Source organism: Streptomyces yerevanensis (assembly GCF_000716805.1).
GTDB lineage: Bacteria > Actinomycetota > Actinomycetes > Streptomycetales > Streptomycetaceae > Streptomyces > Streptomyces flaveus.
Window position 1 is genome coordinate 103,537 of record NZ_JNWJ01000009.1, and the last position, 26,588, is coordinate 130,124.

At 69.6% G+C, this 26,588-nt stretch carries 29 protein-coding genes and 2 tRNA genes; 17 read left to right on the forward strand and 14 right to left on the reverse strand.

Translation table 11 applies throughout. The annotated features are described in order from the left end of the window. Positions 1-53: 53 nt before the first annotated feature. Entirely contained in the window at positions 54-575 is a 522-nt protein-coding gene (locus OP79_RS11525; RefSeq protein WP_033320009.1) for an NUDIX hydrolase, read from the reverse strand. Beyond that, on the reverse strand, positions 572-2,014 hold the full coding sequence (locus OP79_RS11530) for a zinc-dependent metalloprotease (protein ID WP_033320010.1): 1,443 nt from the start codon (positions 2,012-2,014) through the stop codon (positions 572-574). Before OP79_RS11530 ends, OP79_RS11525 begins: the two co-directional genes overlap by 4 nt. Positions 2,015-2,206: 192 nt before the next feature. Here OP79_RS11530 and OP79_RS11535 point away from each other — a divergent pair, with 192 nt between their 5' ends. From OP79_RS11535 to OP79_RS11550, 4 genes are all read left to right on the forward strand, one after another. Next, a complete protein-coding gene (locus tag OP79_RS11535) occupies positions 2,207-3,370 on the forward strand; it encodes an SDR family oxidoreductase (protein WP_033320011.1) in 1,164 nt (387 codons plus the stop codon). Positions 3,371-3,552: 182 nt separating this feature from the next. Beyond that, positions 3,553-4,014 (forward strand): molybdenum cofactor biosynthesis protein MoaE, encoded by a 462-nt coding sequence (locus OP79_RS11540; protein ID WP_033320012.1) that lies wholly within the window; start codon positions 3,553-3,555, stop codon positions 4,012-4,014. Positions 4,015-4,149: 135 nt separating this feature from the next. Further along, a complete protein-coding gene (locus OP79_RS11545) occupies positions 4,150-4,344 on the forward strand; it encodes a hypothetical protein (protein ID WP_033320013.1) in 195 nt (64 codons plus the stop codon). 105 nt (positions 4,345-4,449) lie between these two features. Continuing rightward, entirely contained in the window at positions 4,450-5,544 is a 1,095-nt protein-coding gene (locus tag OP79_RS11550; RefSeq protein WP_033320014.1) for a YlbL family protein, read from the forward strand. 25 nt (positions 5,545-5,569) lie between these two features. Here the strand turns inward: OP79_RS11550 and OP79_RS11555 are convergent, their stop codons facing one another. Further along, positions 5,570-6,127, reverse strand: coding sequence for a PPA1309 family protein (locus tag OP79_RS11555; protein ID WP_033320015.1), 558 nt, complete (start codon positions 6,125-6,127; stop codon positions 5,570-5,572). A gap of 137 nt (positions 6,128-6,264) precedes the next feature. On the opposite strand from OP79_RS11555, the gene OP79_RS11560 reads away from it, so the two are divergent. From OP79_RS11560 to OP79_RS11575, 4 genes are all read left to right on the forward strand, one after another. Next, a complete protein-coding gene (locus tag OP79_RS11560) occupies positions 6,265-9,189 on the forward strand; it encodes a UPF0182 family membrane protein (protein ID WP_033320132.1) in 2,925 nt (974 codons plus the stop codon). A gap of 67 nt (positions 9,190-9,256) precedes the next feature. Continuing rightward, positions 9,257-9,330 (forward strand) — tRNA-Met (locus OP79_RS11565). 229 nt (positions 9,331-9,559) lie between these two features. Further along, positions 9,560-11,413 carry a tetratricopeptide repeat protein gene (locus OP79_RS11570; protein ID WP_051744582.1) on the forward strand — a complete coding sequence of 618 codons (1,854 nt, stop codon included), beginning with the start codon at positions 9,560-9,562 and terminating at the stop codon, positions 11,411-11,413. A gap of 185 nt (positions 11,414-11,598) precedes the next feature. Beyond that, positions 11,599-11,672 (forward strand) — tRNA-Met (locus tag OP79_RS11575). Between the two features lie 66 nt (positions 11,673-11,738). Here OP79_RS11575 and OP79_RS11580 read toward each other — a convergent pair. From OP79_RS11580 to hisN, 6 genes are all read right to left on the reverse strand, one after another. Further along, the gene (locus OP79_RS11580) at positions 11,739-12,872 is read right to left on the reverse strand and encodes an ABC transporter substrate-binding protein (RefSeq protein WP_033320017.1); all 1,134 of its coding nucleotides are present in this window, start codon (positions 12,870-12,872) and stop codon (positions 11,739-11,741) included. Then, a complete protein-coding gene (locus OP79_RS11585; RefSeq protein WP_033320018.1) occupies positions 12,869-13,741 on the reverse strand; it encodes an ABC transporter permease in 873 nt (290 codons plus the stop codon). Before OP79_RS11585 ends, OP79_RS11580 begins: the two co-directional genes overlap by 4 nt. Continuing rightward, on the reverse strand, positions 13,738-14,505 hold the full coding sequence (locus OP79_RS11590) for an ABC transporter ATP-binding protein (RefSeq protein WP_033320019.1): 768 nt from the start codon (positions 14,503-14,505) through the stop codon (positions 13,738-13,740). The genes OP79_RS11585 and OP79_RS11590 overlap by 4 nt, the downstream gene beginning before the upstream one ends. Positions 14,506-14,663: 158 nt before the next feature. Further along, complete coding sequence (locus OP79_RS11595; RefSeq protein ID WP_033320020.1) at positions 14,664-15,080, reverse strand: Fur family transcriptional regulator; 417 nt, start codon at positions 15,078-15,080, stop codon at positions 14,664-14,666. A 155-nt stretch (positions 15,081-15,235) separates the two neighbouring features. Further along, on the reverse strand, positions 15,236-15,628 hold the full coding sequence (locus tag OP79_RS11600; RefSeq protein WP_033320021.1) for a CBS domain-containing protein: 393 nt from the start codon (positions 15,626-15,628) through the stop codon (positions 15,236-15,238). Positions 15,629-15,781: 153 nt separating this feature from the next. Continuing rightward, on the reverse strand, positions 15,782-16,582 hold the full coding sequence (gene hisN / locus OP79_RS11605) for a histidinol-phosphatase (RefSeq protein WP_033320022.1): 801 nt from the start codon (positions 16,580-16,582) through the stop codon (positions 15,782-15,784). A 197-nt stretch (positions 16,583-16,779) separates the two neighbouring features. On the opposite strand from hisN, the gene OP79_RS11610 reads away from it, so the two are divergent. Next, positions 16,780-17,391 (forward strand): TetR/AcrR family transcriptional regulator, encoded by a 612-nt coding sequence (locus OP79_RS11610; protein WP_033320023.1) that lies wholly within the window; start codon positions 16,780-16,782, stop codon positions 17,389-17,391. Positions 17,392-17,398: 7 nt separating this feature from the next. Here the strand turns inward: OP79_RS11610 and OP79_RS11615 are convergent, their stop codons facing one another. The 4 genes from OP79_RS11615 to OP79_RS11630 form a co-directional block, all read right to left on the reverse strand. Further along, complete coding sequence (locus OP79_RS11615; protein WP_033320024.1) at positions 17,399-17,722, reverse strand: DMT family transporter; 324 nt, start codon at positions 17,720-17,722, stop codon at positions 17,399-17,401. A gap of 121 nt (positions 17,723-17,843) precedes the next feature. Next, a complete protein-coding gene (gene rsgA, locus OP79_RS11620) occupies positions 17,844-18,854 on the reverse strand; it encodes a ribosome small subunit-dependent GTPase A (protein ID WP_033320025.1) in 1,011 nt (336 codons plus the stop codon). Positions 18,855-18,870: 16 nt separating this feature from the next. Continuing rightward, positions 18,871-20,187, reverse strand: a complete 1,317-nt coding sequence (aroA, locus tag OP79_RS11625) for a 3-phosphoshikimate 1-carboxyvinyltransferase (RefSeq protein WP_033320026.1) — start codon at positions 20,185-20,187, stop codon at positions 18,871-18,873. A gap of 80 nt (positions 20,188-20,267) precedes the next feature. Then, complete coding sequence (locus OP79_RS11630) at positions 20,268-20,990, reverse strand: M50 family metallopeptidase (RefSeq protein ID WP_033320027.1); 723 nt, start codon at positions 20,988-20,990, stop codon at positions 20,268-20,270. Between the two features lie 51 nt (positions 20,991-21,041). On the opposite strand from OP79_RS11630, the gene OP79_RS11635 reads away from it, so the two are divergent. From OP79_RS11635 to rsrA, 4 genes are all read left to right on the forward strand, one after another. Next, positions 21,042-21,857 (forward strand): SOS response-associated peptidase, encoded by an 816-nt coding sequence (locus tag OP79_RS11635; RefSeq protein WP_078491735.1) that lies wholly within the window; start codon positions 21,042-21,044, stop codon positions 21,855-21,857. 1 nt (position 21,858) lies between these two features. Continuing rightward, positions 21,859-22,503: an alpha/beta hydrolase family protein gene (locus OP79_RS11640; protein WP_033320029.1), complete on the forward strand. Its 645-nt coding sequence runs from the start codon at positions 21,859-21,861 to the stop codon at positions 22,501-22,503. A gap of 289 nt (positions 22,504-22,792) precedes the next feature. After that, on the forward strand, positions 22,793-23,476 hold the full coding sequence (gene sigR, locus OP79_RS11645; RefSeq protein ID WP_033320030.1) for an RNA polymerase sigma factor SigR: 684 nt from the start codon (positions 22,793-22,795) through the stop codon (positions 23,474-23,476). Further along, positions 23,473-23,787 (forward strand): mycothiol system anti-sigma-R factor, encoded by a 315-nt coding sequence (gene rsrA, locus OP79_RS11650; RefSeq protein ID WP_033320031.1) that lies wholly within the window; start codon positions 23,473-23,475, stop codon positions 23,785-23,787. Before sigR ends, rsrA begins: the two co-directional genes overlap by 4 nt. Before the next feature lie 109 nt (positions 23,788-23,896). Here rsrA and OP79_RS11655 read toward each other — a convergent pair whose 3' ends face one another. After that, positions 23,897-24,262 carry a hypothetical protein gene (locus tag OP79_RS11655; RefSeq protein WP_033320032.1) on the reverse strand — a complete coding sequence of 122 codons (366 nt, stop codon included), beginning with the start codon at positions 24,260-24,262 and terminating at the stop codon, positions 23,897-23,899. 154 nt (positions 24,263-24,416) lie between these two features. On the opposite strand from OP79_RS11655, the gene OP79_RS11660 reads away from it, so the two are divergent. The 4 genes from OP79_RS11660 to OP79_RS11675 all read left to right on the forward strand — a co-directional run bounded on the left by OP79_RS11660 (position 24,417) and on the right by OP79_RS11675 (position 26,588). Next, positions 24,417-24,791: a hypothetical protein gene (locus tag OP79_RS11660; protein WP_245685285.1), complete on the forward strand. Its 375-nt coding sequence runs from the start codon at positions 24,417-24,419 to the stop codon at positions 24,789-24,791. Further along, positions 24,788-25,654 (forward strand): DUF4388 domain-containing protein, encoded by an 867-nt coding sequence (locus tag OP79_RS11665; RefSeq protein ID WP_106972360.1) that lies wholly within the window; start codon positions 24,788-24,790, stop codon positions 25,652-25,654. The genes OP79_RS11660 and OP79_RS11665 overlap by 4 nt, the downstream gene beginning before the upstream one ends. Continuing rightward, positions 25,651-26,070, forward strand: a complete 420-nt coding sequence (locus OP79_RS56905; RefSeq protein ID WP_245685286.1) for a hypothetical protein — start codon at positions 25,651-25,653, stop codon at positions 26,068-26,070. Before OP79_RS11665 ends, OP79_RS56905 begins: the two co-directional genes overlap by 4 nt. 128 nt (positions 26,071-26,198) lie before the next feature. Continuing rightward, positions 26,199-26,588, forward strand: coding sequence for a roadblock/LC7 domain-containing protein (locus tag OP79_RS11675; RefSeq protein WP_033320034.1), 390 nt, complete (start codon positions 26,199-26,201; stop codon positions 26,586-26,588).

Genomic DNA, 26,588 nt, shown 5'->3' on the forward strand with positions numbered 1-26,588 from the left:
TCCCAGGAGGCAGTTGTAAGGGGCGGTCGCCATTGCGGCCGCCCCTTACACATTCAGAGCCTGGCCCGTGTGGCCCCGAGCAGCCGCACCACGGACTCGTCCGCCACGTCCGCCACCTCGTCATACGCGAACCAGCGCAGGTCGAGCGACTCGTCGCTGATCTCCTGGACCGCGGCGGCCGGCGCCAGCACCGCGTACTGCACGTCGAAGTGACAGTGGCACGGTGGCGGGATCGGGTGCCGGTCGAGCCGTACGGGCCCGCCCGGGAGCAGCATCAGACCAGTGATGCCCGACTCCTCCGTGGCCTCACGCAGGGCCGCAGCCTCCACAGTCGCGTCCTGAGGCTCGCAATGGCCGCCCATCTGAAGCCACATGCGCAGTTTCTTGTGAAGCGTCAGCAGCACACGCCCCTGCTCCGGATCGATGACCAGGGCACTCGCCGTGATGTGCCCGGCCTCGCAGGCCTTCCACATGCCGTCCGGATGAGCCTGAAGATGGTCCAGATACGCCTGTCGCAGCTCTTCCTGGTCCTCGTAGCTCTTCAGCACGAGGACCGCGTCGTCATGGAGGCTCACTCGGCGCCGTCGCCCTTGCCGTCGTCCTTCTTGTCGTTGTCGTCCTTCTTGAGGTTCGGCTTCTCGGCGGAGCCGCCTGCGGCCTCCCCGAGCATCTTGTCCAGCTCGGAGAAGTCCAGCTGCTCGCGGTGCACGAAACCGTCCGGGTCGTCCAGGTCGGAGGCGGTCGGCAGCATGTCCGGGTGCGCCCACAGAGCGTCCCGGCCGTCGACACCGCGCGCGTCCGTGAGCGAGGCCCACAGCCGCGAGGCATCCCGCAGCCGACGCGGGCGCAGCTCCAGGCCGATCAGCGTGGCGAAGGTCTGCTCGGCGGGACCGCCCGACGCACGGCGGCGGCGCAGCGTCTCACGCAGCGCGTCCGCGGACGACAGACGCGGCTTCGCCGCCGCGTGCACGACCGCGTCCACCCAGCCCTCGACGAGTGCCAGCGCCGTCTCCAGGCGGGCCAGCGCCGCCTTCTGGGCCGGCGTGTCCTCCGGCTGGAACATGCCCTGCTGGAGCGCGTCCTGAAGCTGTTCCGGGTTGGACGGGTCGAGCTGGCCGACCACATCCTCCAGCTTGGCCGTGTCGACCTTGATCCCGCGCGCGTAGCCCTCGACCGCTCCGAACAGGTGCGAGCGCAACCACGGCACATGCGCAAACAGACGCTGGTGGGCGGCCTCGCGCAGGGCGAGGTACAGCCGCACCTCCTCCTTCGGTACGCCGAGGTCCTTGCCGAACGCCTCGACGTTCACCGGAAGCAGCGCGGCCCGGCCGGCCGGGCCCAGCGGCAGTCCGATGTCGGTCGAGCCGAAGACCTCGCCCGCGAGCACGCCGACGGCCTGACCGATCTGCGTACCGAACATGGCGCCGCCCATGGAGCGCATCATCCCGATCAGCGGGCCGGCCATGGCCTGCATCTCCTCGGGAAGCACATCGCCCATGGCCGCGCCGACGCGCTCGGCAACGGGGTCGACGAGCTCCTTCCACACCGGAAGGGTCGCCTCGACCCACTCTGCGCGGCTCCACGCCACCGCGGAGCCGGCGCCGGACGGCAGGGACGTCGCATCGTCCAGCCACAGGTCGGCCAGACGCACGGCCTCCTCGACCCCCGAGCGCTCGGCTGGGCCGACACTTGAGTCCTTCGTGCCGTCAGAGGCGCCCTGGGACACCGTCTGACGGGCGATCTGCTTGGCCATGTCCCAGTTCACCGGGCCGCCCTCGTACGAGAGCATCTGGCCCAGCTGCTGGAAGGCGGCGCCCAGATCGTTGGGGTTCATGGAACCGAACATCGCGGCGAGCGGGTTGTCGGCGCCGGGTCCGCCGGCTCCGGGGAACCCGAAACCGAACGGGTTGGCCGGTCCCTGGCCACCACCGCTCTGCTGGTCCTTCTCCTTGCCCTCGTCGCCGTCGTCCGGCTCCTCCGGCGGAAGGCCGAATCCGAATGGGGTGTCACTCACGGGATTCCTCGGCTGGTAAGGCCGCCGGTTCTCTCCGACGGCGCGGTTGCCCGACAACACCACCCAGCGTAGACACCGCGGCCGGTTCAGGCCTCGATGCTTCGCCGACTCCTGGGCTGCGGCAGGATGGATGCCACCTGGTACGTACGCATCACGCGCGTTCTTACTGAAGACAACCGCTGGAGACGCCCGGTGAGTTCCCCAGATCCACAGGTTCGCGCAGCGCGAAACCTCTCAGCCCACCCGTCGCCCGACCACCGCCCCTCAACGACGACGCTGCGCGCCGGAGAGTCGACTGCCCTACGCGGCCCCGTCGTCGCGGTCACCGGCGCCGCCGACGGCATCGGCGCTCTGCTCACCGAGCGGCTCGCCGCCAGCGACGAGATCAAGCAGGTCATCGCCATCGACGAGCGGCGTGGTGAGTGCGCGGACGCTCACTGGCACATCCTCGACGTACGAGACCCGGCGATCGCCGAGAAGCTCCGCGGCGCGGACGTCGTGGTCCATCTGGCGCTCGACCTCGACCTGGAGGCCGATCCCGCGGCGCGCACCGCGTACAACGTGCGGGGTACCCAGACCGTGCTCACCGCCGCGGCCGCCGCCGGAGTGCACCGGGTGGTGCTGTGCACCTCGGCCATGGTCTACGGAGCGCTGCCCGACAACGAACTGCCTCTCTCCGAAGACGCCGAACTGCGCGCCACCGCGGAGGCCACTGGCGTCGGCGATCTCCTGGAGATCGAACGGCTCGCCCGGCGGGCGCCCCGCGCGCATCCCGGGCTCAACGTCACCGTCGTACGGCCCGCCGTGCTCGTCGGAGGCACCGACACGGCCCTCACGCGCTACTTCGAGTCACCCCGGCTGCTGGTCGTCGCCGGGTCCCGGCCCGCCTGGCAGTTCTGCCACGTCGAGGACCTGTGCAGTGCCCTGGAGTACGCCGTCCTGGAGAAGGCCGACGGTGAGCTGGCCGTGGGCTGCGACGGATGGCTGGAACAGGAGGAGGTCGAGGAACTCAGCGGGATCCGGCGGATGGAACTGCCCTCGGCCGTCGCCCTGGGTGCCGCGGCCCGGCTCCACCGGATCGGACTCACGCCGTCGCCGGCCGGAGACCTCGCCTACACGATGTACCCCTGGGTGGTCAGCGGGAGCCGGCTCCATGACGCCGGATGGCGCCCGCAGTGGACCAACGAGGAGGTCCTCGCCGAGCTCCTGGAGGAGGTCGCCGGGCGGCACACGGTGGCCGGCCGCCGCCTCGGCCGCAAGGATGCCACCGCCGCGGGCGCCGCGGGCGCGACGGTCGCGTTGCTGGGTACGGCCGCGCTGGTCCGCCGGGCGCGGAAGGCTCGGCGGCGGATCTGACGTGGTCGGTGCGCCGGGTTGTCTCGCCCCGCCGCCCCTACCCATCCCGTCCCTGGGGCTGCGTCCCCAGCCCCGCTTATCGGCCTGAACAGCCTCGTCCTCGATCGCCGGACGGGCTGAAGTTGGCGTGGGGCAGGAAAACGCTGTTCCGTGCTGTCAGCGGGGTGGGGCACGATGGGGTCATGGCACCTATGAACGATCACCCCGGTGAGCAGGCGGCGCAAGACCCGATCAAGCTCCTGGCCATCCGGGAAACCGCCCTCTCCGTAGACGAGGTTTTCCGCGCTGTCGGGGACGATGCTTCCGGAGGGACCGCGCTGTTCGTCGGGACCGTCAGGAATCACGACGGGGGAGCGGACGTCGACGCGCTCGGGTACTCCTGCCATCCCAGTGCCGAGGCGGAGATGCGGCGGGTCGCCGAGAAGGTTGTCGCCGAGTATCCGGTGCGGGCGCTTGCGGCCGTTCACCGGGTGGGGGACCTCAGGGTCGGGGACCTGGCCGTCGTCGTCGCCGTTTCCTGCCCCCATCGTGGCGAGGCCTTCGAAGCCTGCCGCAAGCTGATCGACGACCTGAAGCATGAAGTGCCGATCTGGAAGCACCAGAAGTTCTCGGATGGTACGGAGGAGTGGGTCGGCGCCTGTTGATCTCGCCGCCCACCGACCGTGTGAGCGGGCGCGTTCCGGTTGCGTAACCTCACCCCTGCCGTGAGCGTTGGACACGGGCATGGTTAATCTGCTGATCAGTCAGTTGCGGTGGCTTCACGGGGTTGGGAGGTCGGCATGGCGGCGCTCGCCTGGTTGCTGATTCCGCTTTTGGCTGCGATCGGTGCCGGAGTGTGGGGCACTTGGGCCAGCCGGAACCGCAAGACCATCGGGGACGGCGCCGAACTCGCGGGCTATATGCGCTTCCGCGAGGCCATGGAGAAACAGCACACGGAGAAGCAGCCCAACGAGAAGTCGCCCACGGACGCCTGACCACCGGCACCGAAGCCGCCTGAGGACGTCTGCGCCCCGGCTCCCGATGTCCCGTACAGACGGCCCCGACGGTGCATTGACAGGGTGGTCCCGTACTGTCGTTCCATGCCACGCCGCACCGCGACGATGCTCGCCTCCACCCTGATGCTGATCGCGCTCCTGTGCGCAGGGGTCTTCATCAATGTGCCGTACTCGGAGATGTCACCGGGTCCGACGGTGAACACGCTCGGCGAGCACGACGGCGAGCCGGTGCTCCAGATCTCCGGCCGCAAGACCTACCCGGCGAGCGGCCACCTCAACATGACGACGGTCCGTGTCACGAGCGCCGACTACAAGATGAACCTCGTCGAGGCCGTCTACGGCTGGCTGGCGCACGACAACAAGGTGGTCCCGCACGACACGCTCTACCCCGACGGCAAGACGGAGGAGCAGTCGACGCAGGAGAACGCCGAGGAGTTCAGCCAGTCCCAGGAAACCGCCAAGGTCGCCGCCCTCAAGGAGCGGAACATCGCGGTGAAGTCCTGGACCATCGTCTCCTCCGTGCTCAAGGACAGCCCGGCCGAGGACAAGCTGCACGCGGGCGATGTGATCAAGGCCGTGGACGGTACGCCGGTCAAGGCGTACGACGAGGTGGCGAAGCTGGTCACCAAGCACAAGCCCGGCGAGAAGGTCGTCTTCACCGTCGTGCCCGCCAAGGAGCAGGCCGCCGCCGAGAAGGAGAACCGGACGGCGACGAAGACCGAGGACATCACCATCACCACGACGAAGTCGGACGACGACGGCGAGGAGCGCGCGATAGTCGGCATCGCGGCCGGGACCGATCACACGTTCCCGTTCACCATCGACATCAAGCTCGCCGACGTCGGCGGTCCGAGCGCCGGCCTGATGTTCGCCCTCGGCATCGTCGACAAGCTCACCCCTGGCGATCTCACCGGCGGCAAGTTCGTGGCCGGCACCGGCACCATCGACGACGACGGCAAGGTCGGCCCCATCGGCGGCATCGAGATGAAGACGGTCGGCGCCCGCGCCCAGGGCGCCCAGTACTTCCTGACGCCCAAGGACAACTGCGCGGCAGCCGCCCGGGACATCCCCGACGGGCTCACCCTCGTCAAGGTCGACACCCTCGACGACGCGATGAACGCCCTCAAGGACATCCGGGGCGGCAACACCGACGACCTGCCCCAGTGCACGAAGAGCTGAGCCGGCTCGTGAAGTACTACAAGTGCTACTCGGCGAATGTCGCCGCCAGCGCCTCCGCCAGCCCCGGCACCAGATCGGAGCCGGTGAGGACCTCGGTCGCCGCGTCCTTCTCGCGCAGTCGCAGCGCCGACTCGCGCTTCCCGCCGCGCAGCACCCCGACGGTCATCCGGACCTCCTGGCGCTCGGGATGCTCGGCGACCCACTTCGCCAGACGCTTCTCGTCGAGACCTTCCGGGACCGACGCCTCCGCGGATGGCGGCAGCATCAGCCGCTCCACGGACAGCGCGCAGCCGGCCACCGCGCCCGGCCAGGCGATGGTGCCGAGAAACTCGTCCAGAGGGCTGCCCGCGGGGAGTTCCTCCTGTTCGATGGGGGTAAGAGCGCCGGCGGGAGCGTCGTCGGCGAGACCGAGACGTGCCGCGAGGCCGGGCTCCTCGGAGCGCAGCTGAGCGGTGTCGACCAGCGCGAAGAGCCGTGCGGGCTGGTCCCAGCCGAGCCCGGAGACGTACTCGTCGATTTCGAGGACGGCACGGGTCAGGGGACCGGCCGCCATGGGGGTGCCTGTGGAGGCGGAGTTGGACATGGTCACAATCCTGCCTCGTTCGGACCCGAAACCGGGAACCGAGTAAAGCATCAGTAAGTTGCATAGATGTGGCCCTGCGTTCGCAGGGCCCAAAAAGACCCAGACCGAACTTCGAGGTGCACACCTTGGCTTTCCAGATGCCGGACCGCGGCGGAGGCCCGACGGGGCCACGGATCAGAGTGGGCCGACCGTCCCGGCGCGTCCGGACCCTGCTCATGACACTGGGCGTACTGGCCGTGCTGGCCATGGCGTTCGTCATGTTCGCGGGGTTCTGGACGGACTGGCTCTGGTACCGATCGGTCAAGTACTCCTCAGTCTTCACGACCACCCTGTGGACCAAGATCGGCCTGTTCTTCGTCTTCGGACTGCTGATGGCCCTGGCCGTCGGCGTGAACATCTGGCTGGCCCACCGGCTCAGGCCGCCACTGAGCGCCATGTCGATGGAGCAACAGAGCCTCGACCGCTACCGCATGGGTGTGGCCCCGTACAAGAAGTGGATCCTGTTCGGGATCACCGCCCTCATCGGGCTGATCGCGGGTGCCTCCGCGTCAGGCCAGTGGCGTACGTGGCTGATGTGGGTGAACGGAGTGTCCTTCAACCAGAAGGACCCTCAGTTCCACCTCGACGTCTCCTTCTACGCCTTCGACCTGCCCTGGTACCGCTTCCTGGTGGGCTTCGGCTTCGCCGCCACGATCCTGTCGGTGATCGCCGCCGCCCTGACCCACTACCTGTACGGCGGACTGCGGGTCACCAGCCCCGGAGCGCGTGCCACGGCCGCGGCCACCGGCCATCTCTCCGTGCTGCTCGGCCTGTTCGTCGCTTTGAAGGCGGTCGCGTACTGGCTCGACCGGTACGGACTCGCCGTGAAATCCAGCGACTTCAAGGCGACGGACAACTGGACGGGCCTCAGGTACGTCGACGCCAACGCGTACCTGCCGGCCAAGACCATCCTGTTCTGCATCGCCGTGATCTGCGCTCTCCTGTTCTTCGCCACGCTGTGGCGGCGCACCTGGCAACTGCCGCTGATCGGCTTCGGCCTGCTGGTTCTCTCCGCACTGCTGATCGGCGGGCTGTACCCGGCGATCGTGCAGCAGTTCCAGGTCAAGCCGAACGAGCAGGCCAAGGAGACCTCGTACATCGAGAAGAACATCGAGGCGACGCGCAAGGCGTACGGCATCGACGGCGTCAAGATCGACGAGATCTCGGGCACAGGCAACGGCGGCGACGCCAAGCAGCAGCGCGACCAGGCCGATTCGGTCGCGAGCTACCGGCTGAACGACCCGAACGTGGTCTCGCCGACGTTCCAACAGCTGGAGCAGGAGCGGAAGTACTACCAGTTCCCGACCACGCTGGACATCGACCGGTACAACGGCCAGGACACGATCATCGGTCTGCGTGAGCTGAACCTCGACCGCGTCGACAAGAAGAACTGGATCAACCAGCACTTCATCTACACGCACGGGTACGGCGCCATCGCGGCCAAGGGCACCGAGATCCAGCCGGGTTCCGAGGGCTCCCCGGCCTTCACCGAGCAGGGCCTGCCCACCACCGGCACCTTCAACAAGGGCTACGAGCAGCGCATCTACTTCGGCGAGAAGACCACCCAGTACTCGATCGTGGGTGGCTCCCAGAAGGAGCTCGACTACGAGGAGGCGGGCGGCCAGAAGACGTACCAGTACAAGGGCAACGGCGGTATCGACCTGTCGAACCCGCTGAACCGCGCCGCGTACGCGGCCGCCTTCAGCGAGCCGCAGATGCTGTACTCAGGCGCCATCGGCGAGGGATCGAAGATCCTCTACAACCGCACGCCGAAGGAGCGCGTCGAGGCGGTCGCGCCTTGGCTGACCATCGACGGTGACGCCTATCCGACCGTCATCGGCAAGCGGGTCGTGTGGGTCGTCGATGCGTACACCACCACGAACGGCTATCCGTACGCATCGCGCACGACACTCGGCGACACCACCACGGATGCGCTCACGGACGAGGACAGTGCGCGCACGGTGGTCGCCCAGCAGAACCAGGTCAACTACATCCGCAACTCGGTGAAGGCGACCGTCGACGCGTACGACGGCAGCGTCAACCTCTACACGTGGGACGAGAAGGACCCGGTCCTGAAGACGTGGAAGAAGGCGTACCCGGGCACGGTCAAGGCGAAGGCCGACATCCCGGCCGAGCTGAAGGAACATCTGCGCTACCCGCAGGACCTGTTCAAGGTGCAGCGCGAGCAACTGGGCATCTACCACGTCACCAACGCCGACCAGTTCTACAACGCGAGTGACGTGTGGCAGGTGCCGAACGACCCGACGAGCCGAAAAGACAGCATCGCCGTACCGCCGTACTACCTGTCGCTGAAGATGCCCGGCGACGACCAGCAGCGGTTCTCGCTGACGACCACGTTCACCCCGAGCGGACGGCCGAACCTGGCCGCGTACATGGCGGTGGACGCCGATGCGAACAGCGACGAGTACGGCACGATGCGGCTGCTCAGAGTCACCGGCGAGTCCGAGGTGGACGGACCGGTGCAGTGGCAGAGCAAGTTGAGTTCGATGCCGGCGGTCCAGGAGTTCACGCGGAACGCGGAGACGTCGAAGTCGAACATGATCTTCGGAAATCTGCTCGCGGTGCCCATGGACGCCGGATTCCTGTACGTCGAACCGATCTATGTACAGGGCAGCAACGCCGAGTATCCGCTGCTGAAGAAGGTCGCGGTGTCGTACGGAGGCACCACCGCCTTCGAGGACACCCTCAGCCAGGCGCTCGACAAGGTCTTCGGAGCGGAGGAGACGCCCCCGCCACCGGACGAGGGCGACGACACCACCGAGCCACCACCGGCGACGGGTGACACAACGCTCCAACAGGCGCTCGACGACGCCCAGGAGGCCTACGAGGCCGGCCAGGAAGCCCTGAAGAAGGGCGACTGGGAGGCATACGGCCGGGCGCAGCAGGACCTCGAGGAAGCGCTGCAGCGGGCCGAGGAGGCCCAGGCCCAGCCCGACAACACCGGTGGTGAGGGCGCGGCCAACGGCGGCGACACCCCCGAAGGGAGCAGCGGAAGCGGCTGACCAGCGTGGCTGTCAGCGACTGAGTGAAAGGCCCGTCCCGCGCCGTGATACGGTTGCCGAACAACGGCGCGGGGTGGAGCAGCTCGGTAGCTCGCTGGGCTCATAACCCAGAGGTCGCAGGTTCAAATCCTGTCCCCGCTACTGAAGACGAAGGGCCCGAATCCTCAAGGGGATTCGGGCCCTTCGTCGTGTGAGGATCGTGTGCGTGTTCCCCATCCGAGCAGAACTGCCCCAACAAAGGCCGCTCCATGCGGGGAGAGTTGAGAAATCTGTGTTTGACTTGTCTCTCTGTGGGCATGTCGACAAAACGCTGAAGTGACCTCACTGGCTGCGGTATACCAGGTGTACCCAGGTTGCAGGTGGTGCGACGATGGACGTTATGGGGGACAAGGCAACTCTGTTGGAGACAGGGCGATTTGTGCAGCCCTCCGACCGGGACGAGACCGGCGAGGCTGCGGAGGAGGCACGCCATCGGCTCGCCGCCGAAGCCGGCGACGTCGAGGCGATGAGCGTCCTCGGAAGCCTGCTGCTGCGCCGCGGCGATCTCGACGGAGCCGAGCCTCAGCTGCGTGCTGCCACCGCTGCCGGTGACCGTGCCGCCGCCAACAACCTGGGTGTCCTCCTGCATCAGCGCGGATACGCCGACGAGGCCGCCGGCTGGTGGCGGATCGCCGCCGTCGCCGGATCGGCCGCCGCCGCACACGCGCTCGGCCGCCACCACCGTGAGCGCGGGGACGAGCCCGCCGCCGAGTACTGGCTGCGCCAGTCCGCCGAGCAGGGGCACACCCTTGGTGCGTACGCGCTCGCCGACCTCCTCGAGCACCGCGGTGACGCCGCCGCCGAGAAGTGGATGCGGGCCGCCGCCGAGCGGGGGCACCGTGAGGCGGCGTACCGGCTCGCCCGCGCGCTGGACCGGCGGGCTGCCGCCGGCGAGCCCACAGTGCCCGTACAGCCCTCCGCACAGTCCACGGGGCAGGGCGGCGCCGACAGAGCCGACAAGAGCGCCGGGCTGTCCGTGATGGCCGAGGCCGAGCAGTGGTACCGGCAGGCCGCCGCGCGTGGGCACCGCAGGGCCGCGCTGCACCTCGGGGTCATCCTGGAGAAGCGCGGGAAGCTGAAGGAGGCCGGGCGCTGGTATCTGACGTCCGCCAAGGACGGCGAGGCACGCGCCGCCTGCGCGCTCGGGTTCCTGCTGCGGGACGCGGGCGACACCGAGAGCGCCGCCGTGTGGTGGCTGCGCGCCGCCCAGGACGGCGACGGGAACGCCGCCAACGCCCTGGGCGCGCTGCACGCCGGGCGCGGCGAGACACAGACCGCCGAGCGCTGGTACCGGGCCGCCATGGACGCCGGCGATGTGAACGGCGCGTACAACCTCGCGCTGCTCTGCGTCGAGCAGGGGCGGACCGGGCAGGCCGAGCAGTGGTACCGGCGTGCGGCGTACGCGGGACACCGCGAGGCCGCCAACGCGCTGGCGATCCTGCTGCTCCAGGTCGGCGACGCGGCCGGGGCCGAGCCCTGGTTCTCCAAGGCCGCGGAGGCCGGCAGCGTCGACGCCGCGTTCAACCTCGGGATCCTGCACGCGGGCCGGGGCGAGGACGCCGCGGCGCTCAGGTGGTACGAGCGGGCCGCTGCCGCCGGGCACACCGAGGCCGCGCTCCAGGTCGGGATCGCGCAGCTGCGGGACGGGGACGAGCAGGAGGCCGAGCGGCATCTTCGCTGCGCCGCCGGCGGGGGCAGCCCGGAGGCGGCGTACCGGCTGGCTGCCGTGCTCGACGCCCGACGGCCGCCCGCGTCCGCGCATGAGCTGGGGGAGCCGGCCACCGAGAAGAGCGAGTGCGAGGAGTGGTACGAGCGGGCTGCCTCCCAGGGGCACCGGCGTGCCCAGGTGCGGGTCGGAATGCTGGCGTCCGCCCGCGGGGACGTCGTCGAGGCGGCCCGGTGGTACCGGGAGGCCGCGGAGGCGGGGTCTCGGAACGGGGCGTTCAACCTCGGTCTGCTGCTCGCCCGGGAAGGCAGTGAGCCGGAGGCCGCCCTGTGGTGGACTCGGGCCGCCGATGCGGGGCATGGGCGGGCGGCTTTGCGGCTTGCCCTCGTCTACGCGCGTCGGGGCGAGCTTGCGGAGGGCCAGCGGTGGGCGGACCGGGCGGTCGCTCTGGGGCCCGATGAGGTTTCCGAGCGGGCGGCCCGACTGCGGGACGCGCTGAAGGACGAACTGTCCGCTTGAGAGGCCTGCCAGGGCCTGTGTCGGAAGTGGCGCCTGCCGGACGACGCCACTTCCGACACAGGCCCTGGGGGCGTCGGGGCTGGAGGTATCGCCTGCCCACAGACCCGGCGAACCGGCCGCTCGCAGGCCGTCCGTAAAGCGATTTGCGCTGGTCGACGCTGTTGACGTAGTGTTCAGTTCATCGCCGCGGGGTGGAGCAGCTCGGTAGCTCGCTGGGCTCATAACCCAGAGGTCGCAGGTTCAAATCCTGTCCCCGCTACTGAAGGCCGGAGGGCCGGAATCCGAAAGGGTTCCGGCCCTCCGGTGCGTTGACGACCGGGTGCGTCTACGGCCGGTGGCCCACCGCCTCCCCGTACAGCGCGCGGTCCACCAGGCGGGACTCCGGAAGCGGATCGCCCTCCGAGACGCCCGCCGCGCGATACGCGGACTGGAGGCGGTTCGTCGTCCCCGCGCGGATCTCCCAGTCCATGCGGAGGGAGGGCGTCGACTCCAGGACCGTACGGTCCGTCTTCATGAGCTTGGCCAGCTCGGCCACGAAGGCCGGGTCCTTCTTGTAGTCGCCGGCGAAGTACGTGTTGATCGTGCGGATGTACGCCCGCAGCAGCGCGACCCCCGCGTCCACGTCGTCCTTCAGCAGGTTCGGGCCGAACAGCATGCCGCCCAGCGGTTCGCCCGGGGGCTGGCCGCCGAGGAAGGCGTAGCGGTCGTCGCTGTCGACCTTGCGCCAGACCGGGTCGAGGAGCCAGGCGGAGTCGACGCCGCCGTTCTGCAGAGCGGTGAGGACATCGGCCGAGCCGAGCGCCTGGAACTGGACCTTGTCGAGACCGCCGCCGTGCTTCTTCAGGGCCTGGTTCATCGGGTACGCGATGACCGACCCCTTGCCGATCATCGTGCCGAGCTTGCGGTCGGCCATGGGGACGTGCGACGCGCTCTCGCCGTCCTTCAGCCGCACCCACAGGCCGCTCTTCGACTTCGGGTCGGGCGAGAAGTTCCCGGCGACCCACTTGATGTCGAAGCCGCTGTTGACGCCGTTGATCACGGCGGCCTCGGGAGCGGCCCACTGGGCGTCGACGTCACCCTTCGCGAGCAGCGGTAGCGCGTCCGGCGTCGGCAGCACCTTCAGCGTGACGTCGAGGCCCTCCTTCTTGAACTCGCCCTTCGCCACCGCCACTTGAAGCGGAGCCACGTACTCCGCACTTAGTGTGCCCGTCGCGATCGTCAGCTTCCGGCGCTCGGTCAGAGGCTGTGGGGCCGGGGTGCCCTCGGCACAGCGCGCGGGGGCACGGTCCGCCGCCAGGTCGGCCGGATCCGTCCAGCTCCCGTCCCCGCAGCCGGACACCGCCTTGATGGCGCGCGGCTCGGACGCCCCAGTGCCCTCCCCGGACTCCTGGGCGGCACACCCCGCCGCAGCCAGCAGCGCACCCGCAGCCAGCACGGCACTGCATGCGAAATGCCTCATGACTGCCCCCGTCCCCGGTCGCGCGGCGCCCACGGAGTGAGCAACCGCCCCAGAATCCGCACCAGTTCGGAAAACACGACGCCGAGTACGGCGACGCAGACGATCCCGACGAACATCACGTCGTTCTGGAAGAGCGCCCGCGAGTCGAAGATCAGATGGCCCAGGCCGTTCGCCGCGGCGATCTGCTCCGAGGCGACGATGACCAGCACCGCCACCCCCGCCGCGATCCGCGCGCCCACCAGGACCGCGGGCAGTGAGGCCGGCAGCAGCACATGCCGGAACATCTGCCAGGACGAGGCCCCGAAGACCTGTCCCGCGTCGCGGTACCCGGCCGGTATCGACATCACGGCCGACATCGTGGAGATCCACACGAAGAAGAAGACGGTGGCCGCCACCAGTGCCACCTGCGGGCCCTCGCCGAGCCCGAACATGTTCAGGAAGATCGGCAGCAGGGCCAGCTTCGGTACGACGTACAGCGCGTCCAGAAGCGGCTCGAGTGCCGCGCGTACGAGCGAGAGCGAGCCCATCAGCAGGCCCAGCGCATAGCCCGAGGCCGTGCCGATCGCGTACCCGGCCAGTACGCGCTTGAGGGTGGCCCACACGTCCGGCCACAGGTCGCCGGCCGCCGCGCGGTCCCAGCCGTCGGCCAGGATCGTGGTGGGCGCCGGGTAGACCCGGTCGTCGATCCAGGCCTGGGCGGCGGCCAGTTGCCACAGCAGGACCAGCACCAGGGGCACGGCGACCGCGAGGGACAGCTCCAGAGCGCGGCGCCTGCGGTGGGTGCGTACGGGGTGCAGCTCCCGTGGGCCCGGGCGGCGGACCAGTACGGCGGTCGAGTCGGTACGTTCCTTGCGTACGGCCGTGTTCATGCGGGCACCGCCTCCGGGCGCAGCAGCTGCCACAACTCGCTCTTCAGGGCGGTGAATTCGGGAGCCGCGCGGACCTCGCCGGAGCGCGGGCGCGGGAACGGCGGGCGGCGTTCGGCGATGAACCGGCCCGGGCGTGCCGACATCACCAGGACGCGGTCACCGAGGACGATCGCCTCCTCCAGGCTGTGGGTGATGAAGAGAGTGGTCGTGCGGGTCGTCTGGGTGAGCTCCAGGAGCTCGTCCTGGAGGATCATGCGCAGCTGGGCGTCGAGCGCAGCGAACGGCTCGTCCATCAGCAGGATTTCGGGCTCCACCGCCAGCGCGCGGGCGATCGCCACGCGCTGGCGCATCCCGCCGGAGAGCGTGGCCGGGTACGCGGAGGCGAAGTCCGCGAGGCCCAGACGCGCCAGCCAGTCGCGGGCCCGGGCGTTCGCCTCGCGGCGCGGCAGGCGCTGGATGTCCAGGCCGAAGCGGACGTTCGCGAGGACGGTCTTCCAGTCGTAGATGCCGTAGTCCTGGAAGATCATGGCGGCCGGACGGGGACTGGTGGTGTGGATCGCCAACTCGCCCGTGCTGGGGCGCAACAGGCCCGAGGCGATACGCAGAAGCGTGGACTTTCCGCAGCCGGACGGGCCGACGATGCAGACGAACTCGCCGGGAGCGACGGTCAGGTCCATCGGGCCCAGAGCGTCCACGGCGCCGGGACCCCGGCCGAAGGTCCGGCTCAGATCAGTGGCTTGGAGTTTCGGGTGCGGCTCTCCCACGGTGTCTCCTCGCGGAGTGCGGTACGGACTGGTGGGCGCCGTCGACGATATGACGGCCCGTCAGATTCGGGAAGTCCGCGCGCAGCAGAAAGCCCCGGCTCCCATGGGGTGCCGGGGCTTCGAGGAGTCGTCCGTAAGGATCGAGTCGTCTGTAAGGATCAGGCCGCCGCGCAGTTCGGGCACACGCCCCGGTACGTCACCTCGACCGCCGAGACCGAGAAGCCGAAGCGCTCGGAGTCGGGGAGGTCGGCGAGGGGGTCGCCGCTCGGGTGGACGTCGCGGATCGCGCCGCACTGGGCGCATACCAGGTGGTGGTGCGGACGGTGCGCGTTCGGGTCGTAACGCTTGGCGCGCTTGTCCGTGGCGACTTCCATCACCTCGCCGAGTGAGACCAGCTCACCCAGCGTGTTGTAGACGGTCGCGCGGGAGATCTCGGGCAGCTTGGCGACAGCGCGGGAATGGACCTCGTCGGCCGTCAGGTGGACATGGTCGCCGTCGAGGACCTCGGCCACGACGCGCCGTTGCGCGGTCATACGCCAGCCGCGTCCGCGCAGTCGTTCCAACAGGTCGCTCATAAGGCGCAGTCTAACAGCAGGCGAAGCCAATCCCGAACGGGTGTGATTTTGGAGCACTGCTCGACTTGGACTTTATCCAGAGTGGCCCAGAGTGGCGGCGCGATCGGGCCGGACCCCTGCACAGGTCAGGGCGCGGGTCCGGCCCGCTCTGCCGCTCAGGCCGGTGCGTGCTGCCGCAGCGGGGCCCAGCAGCGGATGATGTCGCGGACCGAGACGATGCCGATGGGCTCGTCGTGGTCGAGGACGATCAGATGCCGGAAGCCGCCGTGCGCCATGGCGTGCGCCGCCTCCTCCAGCGTCCAGGACGGCGCGGCGAACACGACGTCGGTGGTGGTGTGGGCGTGTGCCCGCTCGGCGTCCGGGCTCTGGCCCAGGCCGACGGAGTTGAGGATGTCGCGCTCGGTGAGGATGCCGAGCCCGGTGCCGTCGGGGTCGAGGACGACGGCCGCGCCGATGCGGCGTGCGGACATCAGCGCGGCGGCCTGCCGGAGGGTGTGATCGGGCCCGATGGTGAGGACCACCGTGCTCATGGCGTCGCGGACGAGCATGGACGGAGCCACCTCCTACGAATCCGTTCGTTAACGGATTCACAAGTTCACAAGTGTGGGGACTCTCAGAGTCGCAGTTAAACGGTGGGTCAACAAGAGGGCGCGTGTGGACGCTTTGGGGCGCGCTGTCTTCCGGTTAGCGCCCCGGATGTCTCAGTAGCGGTGGTTCAGGTAGCCCAGCAGCTCGTCGTGGAGGAGGCCGTTCGACGCGGCGGCGTTGCCGCTGTGCGGGCCCGGGCGGCCGTCGAGGCCGGTGAAGCTGCCGCCCGCCTCGGTCACGATGATCGCGTTCGCCGCCATGTCCCACAGCGACAGCTCGGGCTCCGCGCAGATGTCGATCGAACCCTCGGCGACCATCATGTACGGCCAGAAGTCGCCGTACGCGCGCGTGCGCCACACCTCGCGGGTCAGGTCCAGGAAGCCGTCCAGCAGGCTCCGCTCCTCCCAGCCGCCCAGCGAGGAGTACGCGAAGGACGCGTCCGATATGCGCGAGACCCGCGAGACATGCAGCCGGGTCGCCGAGGACAGACTGCGCCCGCTGAACGCGCCGTGCCCCTTCGCGGCCCACCAGCGGCGGCCGAGGGCGGGCGCCGAAACGACGCCGACGACCGGCTGGTAACCGCCTTCGCTCGCCTCCATCAGAGCGATCAGGGTCGCCCACACCGGCACCCCGCGTACGTAGTTCTTCGTGCCGTCGATCGGGTCGATCACCCAGCGGCGCGGGCCCGTGCCCTCGACGCCGTACTCCTCGCCGAGGACCGCGTCCCGCGGCCGGGCCCGCTGCAGGTGGCCGCGGATCAGCTCCTCGGCGGACTTGTCGGCCTCGCTCACCGGCGTCAGGTCCGGCTTGGTCTCGACCTTGAGGTCGAGCGCCTTGAAGCGGTCCATGGTCGCGGCGTCGGCGGCGTCCGCCAGGACATGGGCAAGGCGCAGGTCATCGCGATAGTCGGGCATGCCCGCACCGTATCTGCCCCGTTCGGCCCGGGGCCATACCGTCCGGGTGGTCGCTACAGGACCTTCCCGCCGAAGTCGTGATCACTTCGTCCGCGCATGACGTCGACGTACGCCCCTTGATGCCGTCGCGAACCCTTGACAGTGCCCCCGTCCGCGTCAACTCTGAGCGCAGAGCCGATCGCCCCAGGGAGGCGACGATGCCTGCAGCCCGGGAATCTCTTCTCGATGCCGCCTATACGTCGCTTGCGCGCCGCCCGTGGTCCACGGTGCGGATGGTCGATGTGGCCGCCGTGGCCGGGGTCTCGCGGCAGACCCTTTACAACGAGTTCGGCAGCAAGGAAGGGCTCGCGCGGGCCCTCGTACGGCGGGAGGCCGACGCGTATCTCGCGGGCGTGGAGCGCGCTCTGGTGAGCCATGGCGAGCCGCGTGAGCGGTTGGCGGCCATCGCGGAGTGGACCGCTTCGGCGGCTCGTGGGAACCCCTTGGTGCGGGCCGTGCTCACCGGGTGCTGGAGTGATCGGCTGCCGTCGCCGACGCTGTCCGCCGTGCCGTCCTCGTCCGCTGTGCCGGCACAGCGGCGGGCCGACGGGCCGTTGCCGTCGCCGGGGGACTTCGTGCAGCTGGTACGGGACCGGGCGGTCGCGGTGCTTACGGCGCCGGGGGCCACGAAATCTGAGTCGGCGGAGTTGGCGCGGGCCTGTGAGCTGGTGGTGCGACTGGGCTTGTCCTGCGTGTTGGCTCCCGCCGGGGAGGGCGGCACGGCGGGGCTGGTGCGGGACGCGTTGGCGACAGTGCGGGTGGTGAGTTGAGTGGCGCTCAGTGCGACGAGCCCGACAGTTGCAGGCCGATCACTCCTACGATCACCAGCGTGATCGAGACGATCTTCAGAGTGGAGACCAGGTCGCCCAGGAAGATCATGCCGTAGATCGCGGTGCCGGCCGCGCCGATGCCCGTCCAGACCGCGTACGCGGGGCCGACGTCGAGTTTCTTCAGGGAGAGGGTGAGGAGGCCGAAGCTGCCCAGGGCGAAGACGGCGAAGGCGATCGTCGGCCAGAGCCTGGTGAAGCCGTGCGAGAGCTTCAGACAGACCGCGAAGCCGGTCTCCAAGAGTCCGGCGACGACAACCAGCAGCCACGCCATGTGATGCCCTCCCACGCTCCGTGACCGCTTCGTCTGGCTTGGGTCCCGCTTGGTGCGATTATGCCTTTACCGTCGTGGCGGAGATGCAAACAAAGCTGAGGTCACCGGCGATCAGTCGCCGTCAGTCGCCCTCGCGCCGCTCACGCGTAGCGAGCAGCCGGCGCAGCGAGTAGAGCCGGGCCGGATCCGCATGACCGTCGGCCACCCACTCGTCCAGCGCGCAGTCCGGCTCGTCGTGGCTGCACGCGCGCGGGCAGCCTTCCGTTCCCGGCTCCAGGTCCGGGAAGGCGTGGATGACCCGGGACGGGTCCACGTGGTGCAGCCCGAAGGACCGTACGCCCGGAGTGTCGACCAGCCACCCCTCGTCGTCCGGCAACGGCAGCGCGAGCGCCGACGTCGTCGTGTGCCGTCCGCGGCCCGTCACCGCGTTCACGACCCCCGTCGAACGCCGCCGCTCCTTGGCCACGAGCGCGTTGACCAGCGTCGTCTTGCCGACGCCCGAGTGCCCCACGAACGCCGTGATCTTGCCGTCCAACTGCTTGCGCACCCGGTCCACCGCCTCCCCGCTCTCCAGTTCCGTACGGCTGGTCACGACATACGGAACACCCAACGCCCCGTACAGCTCAAGGAGTTCGTCCGGCGGGGCGAGGTCCGACTTGGTGAGCACGAGCAGTGGGTCGAGTCCGCCGTCGTAGGCGGCGACCAGGCAGCGATCGATCAGTCGTGGGCGCGGCTCCGGGTCGGCGAGGGCGGTGACGATCGCCAGCTGGTCGGCGTTGGCGACGACGACGCGCTCGTACGGATCGTCGTCGTCGGCGGTGCGCCGCAGGACCGAGGTGCGCGGCTCGATGCGGACGATGCGGGCCAGGGTGTCCTTCTTGCCGGTGAGGTCGCCGACGATGGCCACCTGGTCGCCGACGACCGCGGCCTTGCGGCCCAGTTCGCGAGCCTTCATGGCGTACACCACGCGGTCCTCGACGAGGCAGGTCAGCCGGCCCCGGTCGACGGTGAGGACCATGCCCTCGGCGGCGTCCTCGTGCTTGGGCCGGATGTTCGTACGCGGCCTGCTGCCCTTGCGGCCCGGGCGGGTGCGGATGTCGTCTTCGTCGGTGTGCTTGCCGTAGCGGCGCATGGTCCGTGTCCGCCCGTCAGTTCCCGAGCATTCCGGTCCACAGGTCGGGGAATTCCGGCAGGGTCTTCGCCGTCGTCGCCACGTTCTCGATCTGTACGTCCGGCACGGCGAGGCCGATGATCGCGCCCGCGGTGGCCATGCGGTGGTCGTCGTACGTGTGGAAGACCCCGCCGTGCAGCGGACGAGGGCGGATGTGCAGTCCGTCGGCGCTCTCGGTGACGTCGCCGCCCAGCTCGTTGATCTCCTTGGTGAGCGCGGCCAGACGGTCCGTCTCGTGCAGGCGCAGATGGGCCACGCCCCGGAGGCTGGAGGGCGAGTCGGCGAGGGCCGCCACCGCCGCGATGCCGGGGGTCAGCTCGCCGACCTCGCCGAGGTCCACGTCGATGCCGTGGATCGCGCCGGAGCCGGTGAACTCCAGGCCTCGGTCGGTCAGTTCGCAGGAACCGCCCATCTCGGTGAAGATCTCGCGCAGCCTGTCACCGGGCTGGGTGGTGTGCGCGGGCCAGTCGGGGACGACGACCCGGCCGCCGGTGACCAGGGCCGCCGCCAGGAACGGCTGGGCGTTCGACAGGTCGGGCTCGACCGTCAGATCGCGGCCGAGCAGCGCGCCGGCGGTGACCCGCCAGACGTTCGGCTCGCCGCCCGACTCCGGGGTGTCCACCTGGGCGCCGACCGACCGCAGCATGTCGACGGTCATCCGGATGTGCGGCATGGAGGGCAGCGTCGAGCCGGTGTGCCGTACCTCGACGCCCTGGTTGAAGCGCGGCCCGGACAGCAGCAGCGCGCTCACGAACTGGCTGGACGAGGACGCGTCGATCTCCACAGGGCCGCCCTCCAGGGCCCCGCCGCCGTGCACGGTCAGCGGCAGCGCGCCGCGGCCGTCGTCGTCGATACGGGCACCGAGGGCGCGCAGGGCGTCGATCACGCCGTTCAGGGGACGCTCGTACGAACGCGGGTCGCCGTCGAAGCGGATGGGGCCGTCGGCGAGCGTGGCGACCGGCGGCAGGAAGCGCATCACCGTGCCGGCGTTGCCGACGTCGACCGTGGCCGGGCCCTGCAGGCCCGAGGGGATGACACGCCAGGCCTCGCCGGAGCCGTCCGGGCCCACGCCCTCCTCGATGCCGACGCCCATGGCACGCAGGGCGTCGGCCATCAGCACGGTGTCGCGGGAGCGCAGGGGACGGCGCAGCCAGCCGGGCTCGGCCGCGAGGGCGGCCAGCACCAGGGCCCGGTTGGTGACCGACTTGGACCCGGGCACGTGGACCGTCGCGTCGACGGCTCCGCTCGCGTGCGGGGCGGGCCAGAGGGCGGTGTTCGCGGGGTTCGGGGCCATGGGCCCCACTCTAGTAGTCGGCCGTGCTTCGAGTGCGGGAGCGTTGTGGCTGGTCGCGCCCCCGCCCGGCGCGCCGCGCTTCAGACCTGCAGAAGCCACCTGCCTCCGCCTATCAGGGAACACAGGCTCACCGCGTGGAACAGGAACAGCCACATCCCGGCCGGGACATGGGTCAGCCGGGACAGCTGGTCCGCGTCCGAGTCGCCCGCCCCGCCCCGGCTTCGCTTCGCCTGTAGCTCGAAGGCCGGGCGTACGCCGCCAAGCAGCAGGAACCAGACCACCGCGTACGCGAACGCCGCCTGGACCTGGGGGCCCGTCAGCCAGGACACCGCCACGAACGTGCCGCCGGTGAGGAGCACCGTGAGCGCGCCGTACGCGTTGCGGATCATCACCAGCATCGCCACCAGGAGCAGCGTGGCCAGCCACAGGAGCGCGGTGATGTGGCCTGCGGCGAGGAACGCGGCGCCGCCGAGGCCCAGCAGCGGGGGAGCGGTGTAGCCGGCCGCCGCGGTGAGGATCATGCCGAGGCCGGTCGGCTTGCCGCGGCTGACCGTGAGGCCGCTGGTGTCGGAGTGCAGTCGTATACCGCTGAGGCTGCGGCCGGTGAGCAGCGCGACCAGACCGTGGCCGCCCTCGTGGGCGATGGTGATGGCGTTGCGCGAGAGCCGCCACAGGCCGTGCGGGACGATCACGGCGAGAGCGGCGACCATGGTGGCGCCGACCACCCAGAGGTCGGGGTCGGGCTGGCTGCCGAACACCTCGTCCCAGAGGGTGGCCAGGGAGGTGGCTGCGATGGCGTCCATTGTCTGCGTGGGTCTCCTCTTGGATCCGCCAAGTCTGGCAGTGTGGGGCGTATGTGCGGACGTTATGCGTCGAGTCGTAGGCCTGAGGATCTCGCAGGAATCTTTGAAGTCGAGCAGTGGGAGCCGGAGGAACAGTTCGAACCCGACTACAACGTGGCTCCCACCAAGGACGTCTACGCGGTACTGGACCGTCCTCTTAAGGACGCCGAAGACCCGAAGCCGGTTCGCCAGCTGCGTCGGCTCAAGTGGGGCCTGATCCCGTCCTGGTCGAAGACCCCCGAGGGCGGCGCCCGGATGATCAACGCCCGGGCGGAGACCGTGCACGAGAAGCCCTCGTACCGGCGGGCCTTCTCCACCCGGCGCTGCATCATCCCCGCGGACGGCTACTACGAGTGGGTGACCGGCAAGGCCGAGCGCGACCTGGAGGCCGAGGGCAAGAAGAAACGGCCGCGCAAGCAGCCGTACTTCGTGCTGCCCGCCGACGGTTCCGTCTTCGCGATGGCCGGGCTGTACGAGTTCTGGCGGGACAAGACGCTGCCCGACGACCATCCGCAGTCCTGGTGGGTGACCTGTTCCGTCATCACGACCGAGGCGGAGAAGTCGCCCCTCGCGGTAGCCCCGGCCGAGGGCCCGTACACGCTGGCCGACATCCATCCCCGTATGCCCCTGATGCTCACCCCCGACCGCTGGGACTCCTGGCTCGACCCGTCCCGAACGGACGTCGAGGACCTGCGGCCCCTGCTCGAGCCGCCCCCGCCGGGTCTGATGCGCGCCTACCCCGTCTCCACGGCGGTCAGCAACGTACGCAACAACGGGCCCGAGCTGCTGGAGGAGCTGGAGGCGCCCGAAGAGGGCACACTCTTCTGACGTGTCTGACGTGACTACGCACAGCGAGACGGTCGAGACCGACGCGGGTACGGCCCGCCTCACCTGGCACCGGGCGCAGCGGGCGCGGCTGGTGCTCGCCGTGAGCCACGGAGCCGGCGGCGGCATCGAGGCGCGGGATCTGCGCGCCCTCGCCGCCGGGCTCCCCGCGCACGGCGTGACCGTGGCCCTCGTCGAGCAGCCCTGGCGGGTGGCGGGAAAGAAGCTGGCGCCCGCGCCGAAGACGCTCGACGTGGGCTGGCGCGGGATCTGGCCGACGCTCGCCGGGCCCGGTCTGCCGGTCGTGGCGGGCGGTCGTAGCGCGGGCGCCCGTGTGGCCTGTCGTACGGCGAAGGAACTGGGCGCCGCCGCCGTCCTCGCGCTCAGCTTCCCCCTCCACCCGCCGGGCAAGCCGGAGAAGTCGCGCTCCGACGAGCTGCTCGGGGCCGGTGTGCCCACCCTCGTGGTCCAGGGCGGCAACGATCCGTTCGGGAAGCCGGAGGAATTCCCGGAAGGTCCGTACGACCTTGTGGAGGTGCCGTACGGAGATCACGGTTTCGCCGTGCCCAAGCGGGCCGAGATCGGGCAGGAGCAGGCGCTGGGCATCCTCACCGAGGGGGTCGTGAAGTGGCTTGCGTCACTCGTATAAGCCCCTGTAACGGGGCGGGAATGTTGCCGTAGCGGCTTCTGTTGAGAGCGGCAGAAGTACTCACACCGAGTACTTACCGTTCGTACGAGAGGAAGTCCGCCGCATGGGTTCGACTCTTTGCCCGAACCGCAGCAGTGCAACTGACCTGGACTGGTCCGTCCTGCATGCGGCGAAGACCGCCCCCGTACGGGCAGCGGGTGGACCCAATCGGCTCTCCGCCCCGACCGCAGGTCGTCTATCCTCCGATTCGGGTGGGGCCGGTTTCGGTTCCACGACATCGTTTGAGGAGGTGGGTCCGGTCACTGGGACCGACGCAGGGGCCGAACACGGCCAGGCGGAGCAGCCCGAGGGCCAGGGCAGCGGTACGGAGTCGACCGCCGAGCGCAACGCGCGCTTCGAGCGGGACGCCATGGAATTCCTCGACCAGATGTACTCGGCCGCGCTGCGGATGACGCGTAATCCGGCCGACGCCGAGGACCTGGTGCAGGAGACGTACGCGAAGGCTTATGCGTCCTTCCACCAGTTCCGCGAGGGCACCAACCTCAAGGCCTGGCTGTACCGGATTCTCACGAACACCTTCATCAACTCGTACCGTAAGAAGCAGCGCGAACCCCAGCGCAGTGCGGCCGAGGAGATCGAGGACTGGCAGCTGGCGCGCGCCGAGTCGCACATGTCCACCGGACTGCGCTCCGCCGAGTCGCAGGCGCTCGACCACCTGCCCGACTCGGACGTCAAGGAAGCGCTCCAGGCGATCCCCGAGGAGTTCCGCATCGCCGTCTATCTGGCGGACGTCGAGGGCTTTGCGTACAAGGAGATCGCGGACATCATGGGGACACCCATCGGTACGGTGATGTCCCGGCTGCACCGGGGCCGCCGCCAACTGCGCGGCATGCTCGAGGACTACGCCCGTGACCGTGGCCTGGTCCCGGCTGGCGCCGGAGAGTCGGACGGAACGAAAGGCTCGGGGTCATGAGCTGCGGAGAGCCGCACGAGACGGACTGCAGTGAGGTACTCGATCATCTCTACGAGTTCCTCGACAGTGAGATTCCGCCCTCCGATCGCGACAAGTACAAGCAGCACTTCCGGGAGTGCTCGCCGTGCCTGGAGAAGTACGGGCTGGAAGAGGCCGTGAAGAAGCTGGTCAAGCGGTGCTGCGGCCATGACGAGGTGCCGACCGATCTGCGGTCGAAGGTCCTGGGCCGTATCGACATGATCCGCTCCGGCGAGACCGTGCCCGAGCACGACGTGACGGCCTCTCCCCAGGCGACGCCGCAGGAGTCCTGATCTCCGGACGTGCCGTACAGGCGTGACGTACATACGCGTAGACCGTAATCCTGGTGGGATTACGGTCTACGCGTATGTACGTCAGCGGGTTCGGTCGACGAGGGCCCGTTCAGACCTCCAGGCCGCTCTCGATCCGCTTCAGGGCATGCCGGGCCAGCGCCAGGTTGCTGCGGGACCGGTCGAGTGCCAGGTAGAGGAAGAGCGTCCCCTTGCTGCTGGTGAGCGGCCGGATCAGGTGGTACTGCCTGCCCAGCGTGATCAGGATGTCCTCGATCACGTCGTCCATGGCCAGTGAGGCCAGGGTGCGCATCTTGGCGCGTACGACTTCGGTGTTGCCCGCCGCCGCGAGTTCCAGGTCGAGGCCCTGGCCGCCACCGAGCGTGCCGAGCGACATGCCGCTTTCGTAGTCGACGAGGGCGATGCCGATCGCGCCCTCCACCGCCATGGCTTCCTTGAGCGCGGTATCGATGTTCATGGTCTTGCCCCAATTCCTCGGTGCTGCTGACCGGTCGATGTCCGGCCATCTACGATCAGATGCAAGTGCTTGTGGGTCGCAAGCGGTCAACTTTGTTGTGAGTTATGAAAGTTGACGCTCAAAGTACTGTGCGACCCAGGGAGGTGGAGGGGGAATGGGGGAAATGACCACGGCGCTCCAGGCTTCCCTGGACCGGCTCCTCGATTCCCCGGGAGTCACCGGCGTCGCTCTCGTCGACGCGGTCACCGGACTGACCTACGCCGCCGCGGGAGACATCGCCGAGGCGGGGGACGGGCCGGAGGTCTCCGAGTTCGCCGCCCTCATCGCCGAACGGCTGGGCGCGGCAGGTGCCGACGGGGAGTTGGAGAGCGTGGTCACCACCACCACGAAACGCCATCATGTGCTGTTTTCCGTGGCACGACCGGGGGGCGATCCGCTGATCCTGGCGGCCGGCCTCGACCGGGACCGGGTCAATATGGCACTGGCCCTGCGCAGTCTGGGCGACCGGGCCTCGGAGGTACTGGCGTGATGGCGCCCACGGCACGCAATGTGCCCGCGCTGCTGCAGGGGCTCCGCGCAGAGGGCTTCAGCGGAACGGTGCGCGTCTCCGGCTTGCCGGGCGGAGCGATTCACCTGCGGAACGGGCTGGTGGGCGCGATCGAGACGCCGGGGGCTCCGACCGCCACATCGGCACTCCTCACCTCGGGGCGGATCGGTGACGAGGACTGGCTGGCCGCGTGTGCCGCGGAGCCCGACGCGGACCGGCTGGGCGGACACCTGGTGGCCGAGGGCCTGATCGGCGCCGCCGAACTCGAAGTCGTCTGCACCGCGGCCGTGTTCGACGCTGCGTTCGCCATGGCGCTGAGCCCTCCGGGCAGTTGGGAGCTGAGCGACCGGGAGCCCGCGCTCGTCGCGGAGCCGGGAGTCGAGCCGCGGCAGCTGACCGAGGAGACCTCCCGGCGCATGACGCTGCTGTCGCGTCTGTGGGGGCCGCCGGGCGAGCTGACACGTGTCCGGCCCGCTCCGGTCGCCGGGGCGGGGCCCCGTGGCTCCGACGGATGGCTCGCGCGTCGGCACCGGGACGTCCTGGACAGCGTCAACGGACGTCGTACGCCACGTGACATCGCCTTCGCGCTGGGCCGCGGACTGTACGCGGTCATGCTGGACCTGATCCGCATGGAGGCCCTCCACCTCGTCCAGTGGGAGACCAGGACCACCGCCGACGGCCGGCCGAGCACCGCGCCTCGTGTGCCGCAGGCCGACGCGACCACCGCCGCACCGGCACCCACCCCCGTACCGGCAGCACCCGATGCCGCGCCGCTGCCGAAGCGCAGACCCGGCGGTGTGTCCCCCGCACAGGACGTCGGACAGCAGAAGAAGGGAGGGTGGTGAGCACCGACGACGACCGAGCGGCACAGTCCCGGGAACGCGAAGACGCCGCGCCCTCGCAAGAGCAAGAGCAAGAACACGAGCAAGAACACGAGCAAGAGCAAGAACACGAGGACGAGCAAGAACACGAGCAGGAGCACGAGGACAAGCGGGAAAGCGCCACGACGGACGCCCGCCCTCCGCCGGATGTCGAACCCGCTTCCTTACCCGTGCGGACACCGTTGCCCGCACGCCGGCCGTTGCCCCGACGTGGTGCGCCCCCGGAACCCTGTAGCGCGAACCCGCCCCCGGCCGCGCCCGCACTCCCGCCCGCTCTCTTGTCGATGCTGTCGGCCGAGGAACTGGCCGCCGAGGCGCCCTCGATCGAAACGCTGCGGCGCGTACGCCGGGCGCTGCGCGATCTTCCGGATTCCGACTGACCGCAACGGCTGATTGCGACGACTGCATGCACCGACTAAATGCAACGGCTGACTCCTCCGGCTGACTCCGTCGAGCCCGTATTGAACATATCAGCGCCGCATATGCCAGAACCCTAGGAGCGCGATCCATGACCGAAATCCCACCGCCCGATTCCCTGACCGGCATTCTGACCTCGCTGCGTGAACGGGTGATGGGAGTCTCCGAGAGCGTCCTGTCCACCGTGGACGGCCTCCTCGTCGTCGCGGACACCGACACCGTTCACCCCGAGTCTGTCGCCGCCCTCGCCGCCGCGACCCTCGGTGTGGGACGTCGCATGGCCGAAACCGCCGGGGTGGGCGCGCTTCGCGAGGTGGTGGCCCGCTGCGGTTCGGGGCACGTCATCGTCGTCGCCGTCGGCGACCGTGCCCTGCTCACCGTCAAGGGCGACGACGGCCTCGATCTCGCCGCGTTCCAGCGCGAGTCACCGGCCACGGTGGAACAGCTGACCAAGGCGCTCGCCTCCGACATGGCGCACTGA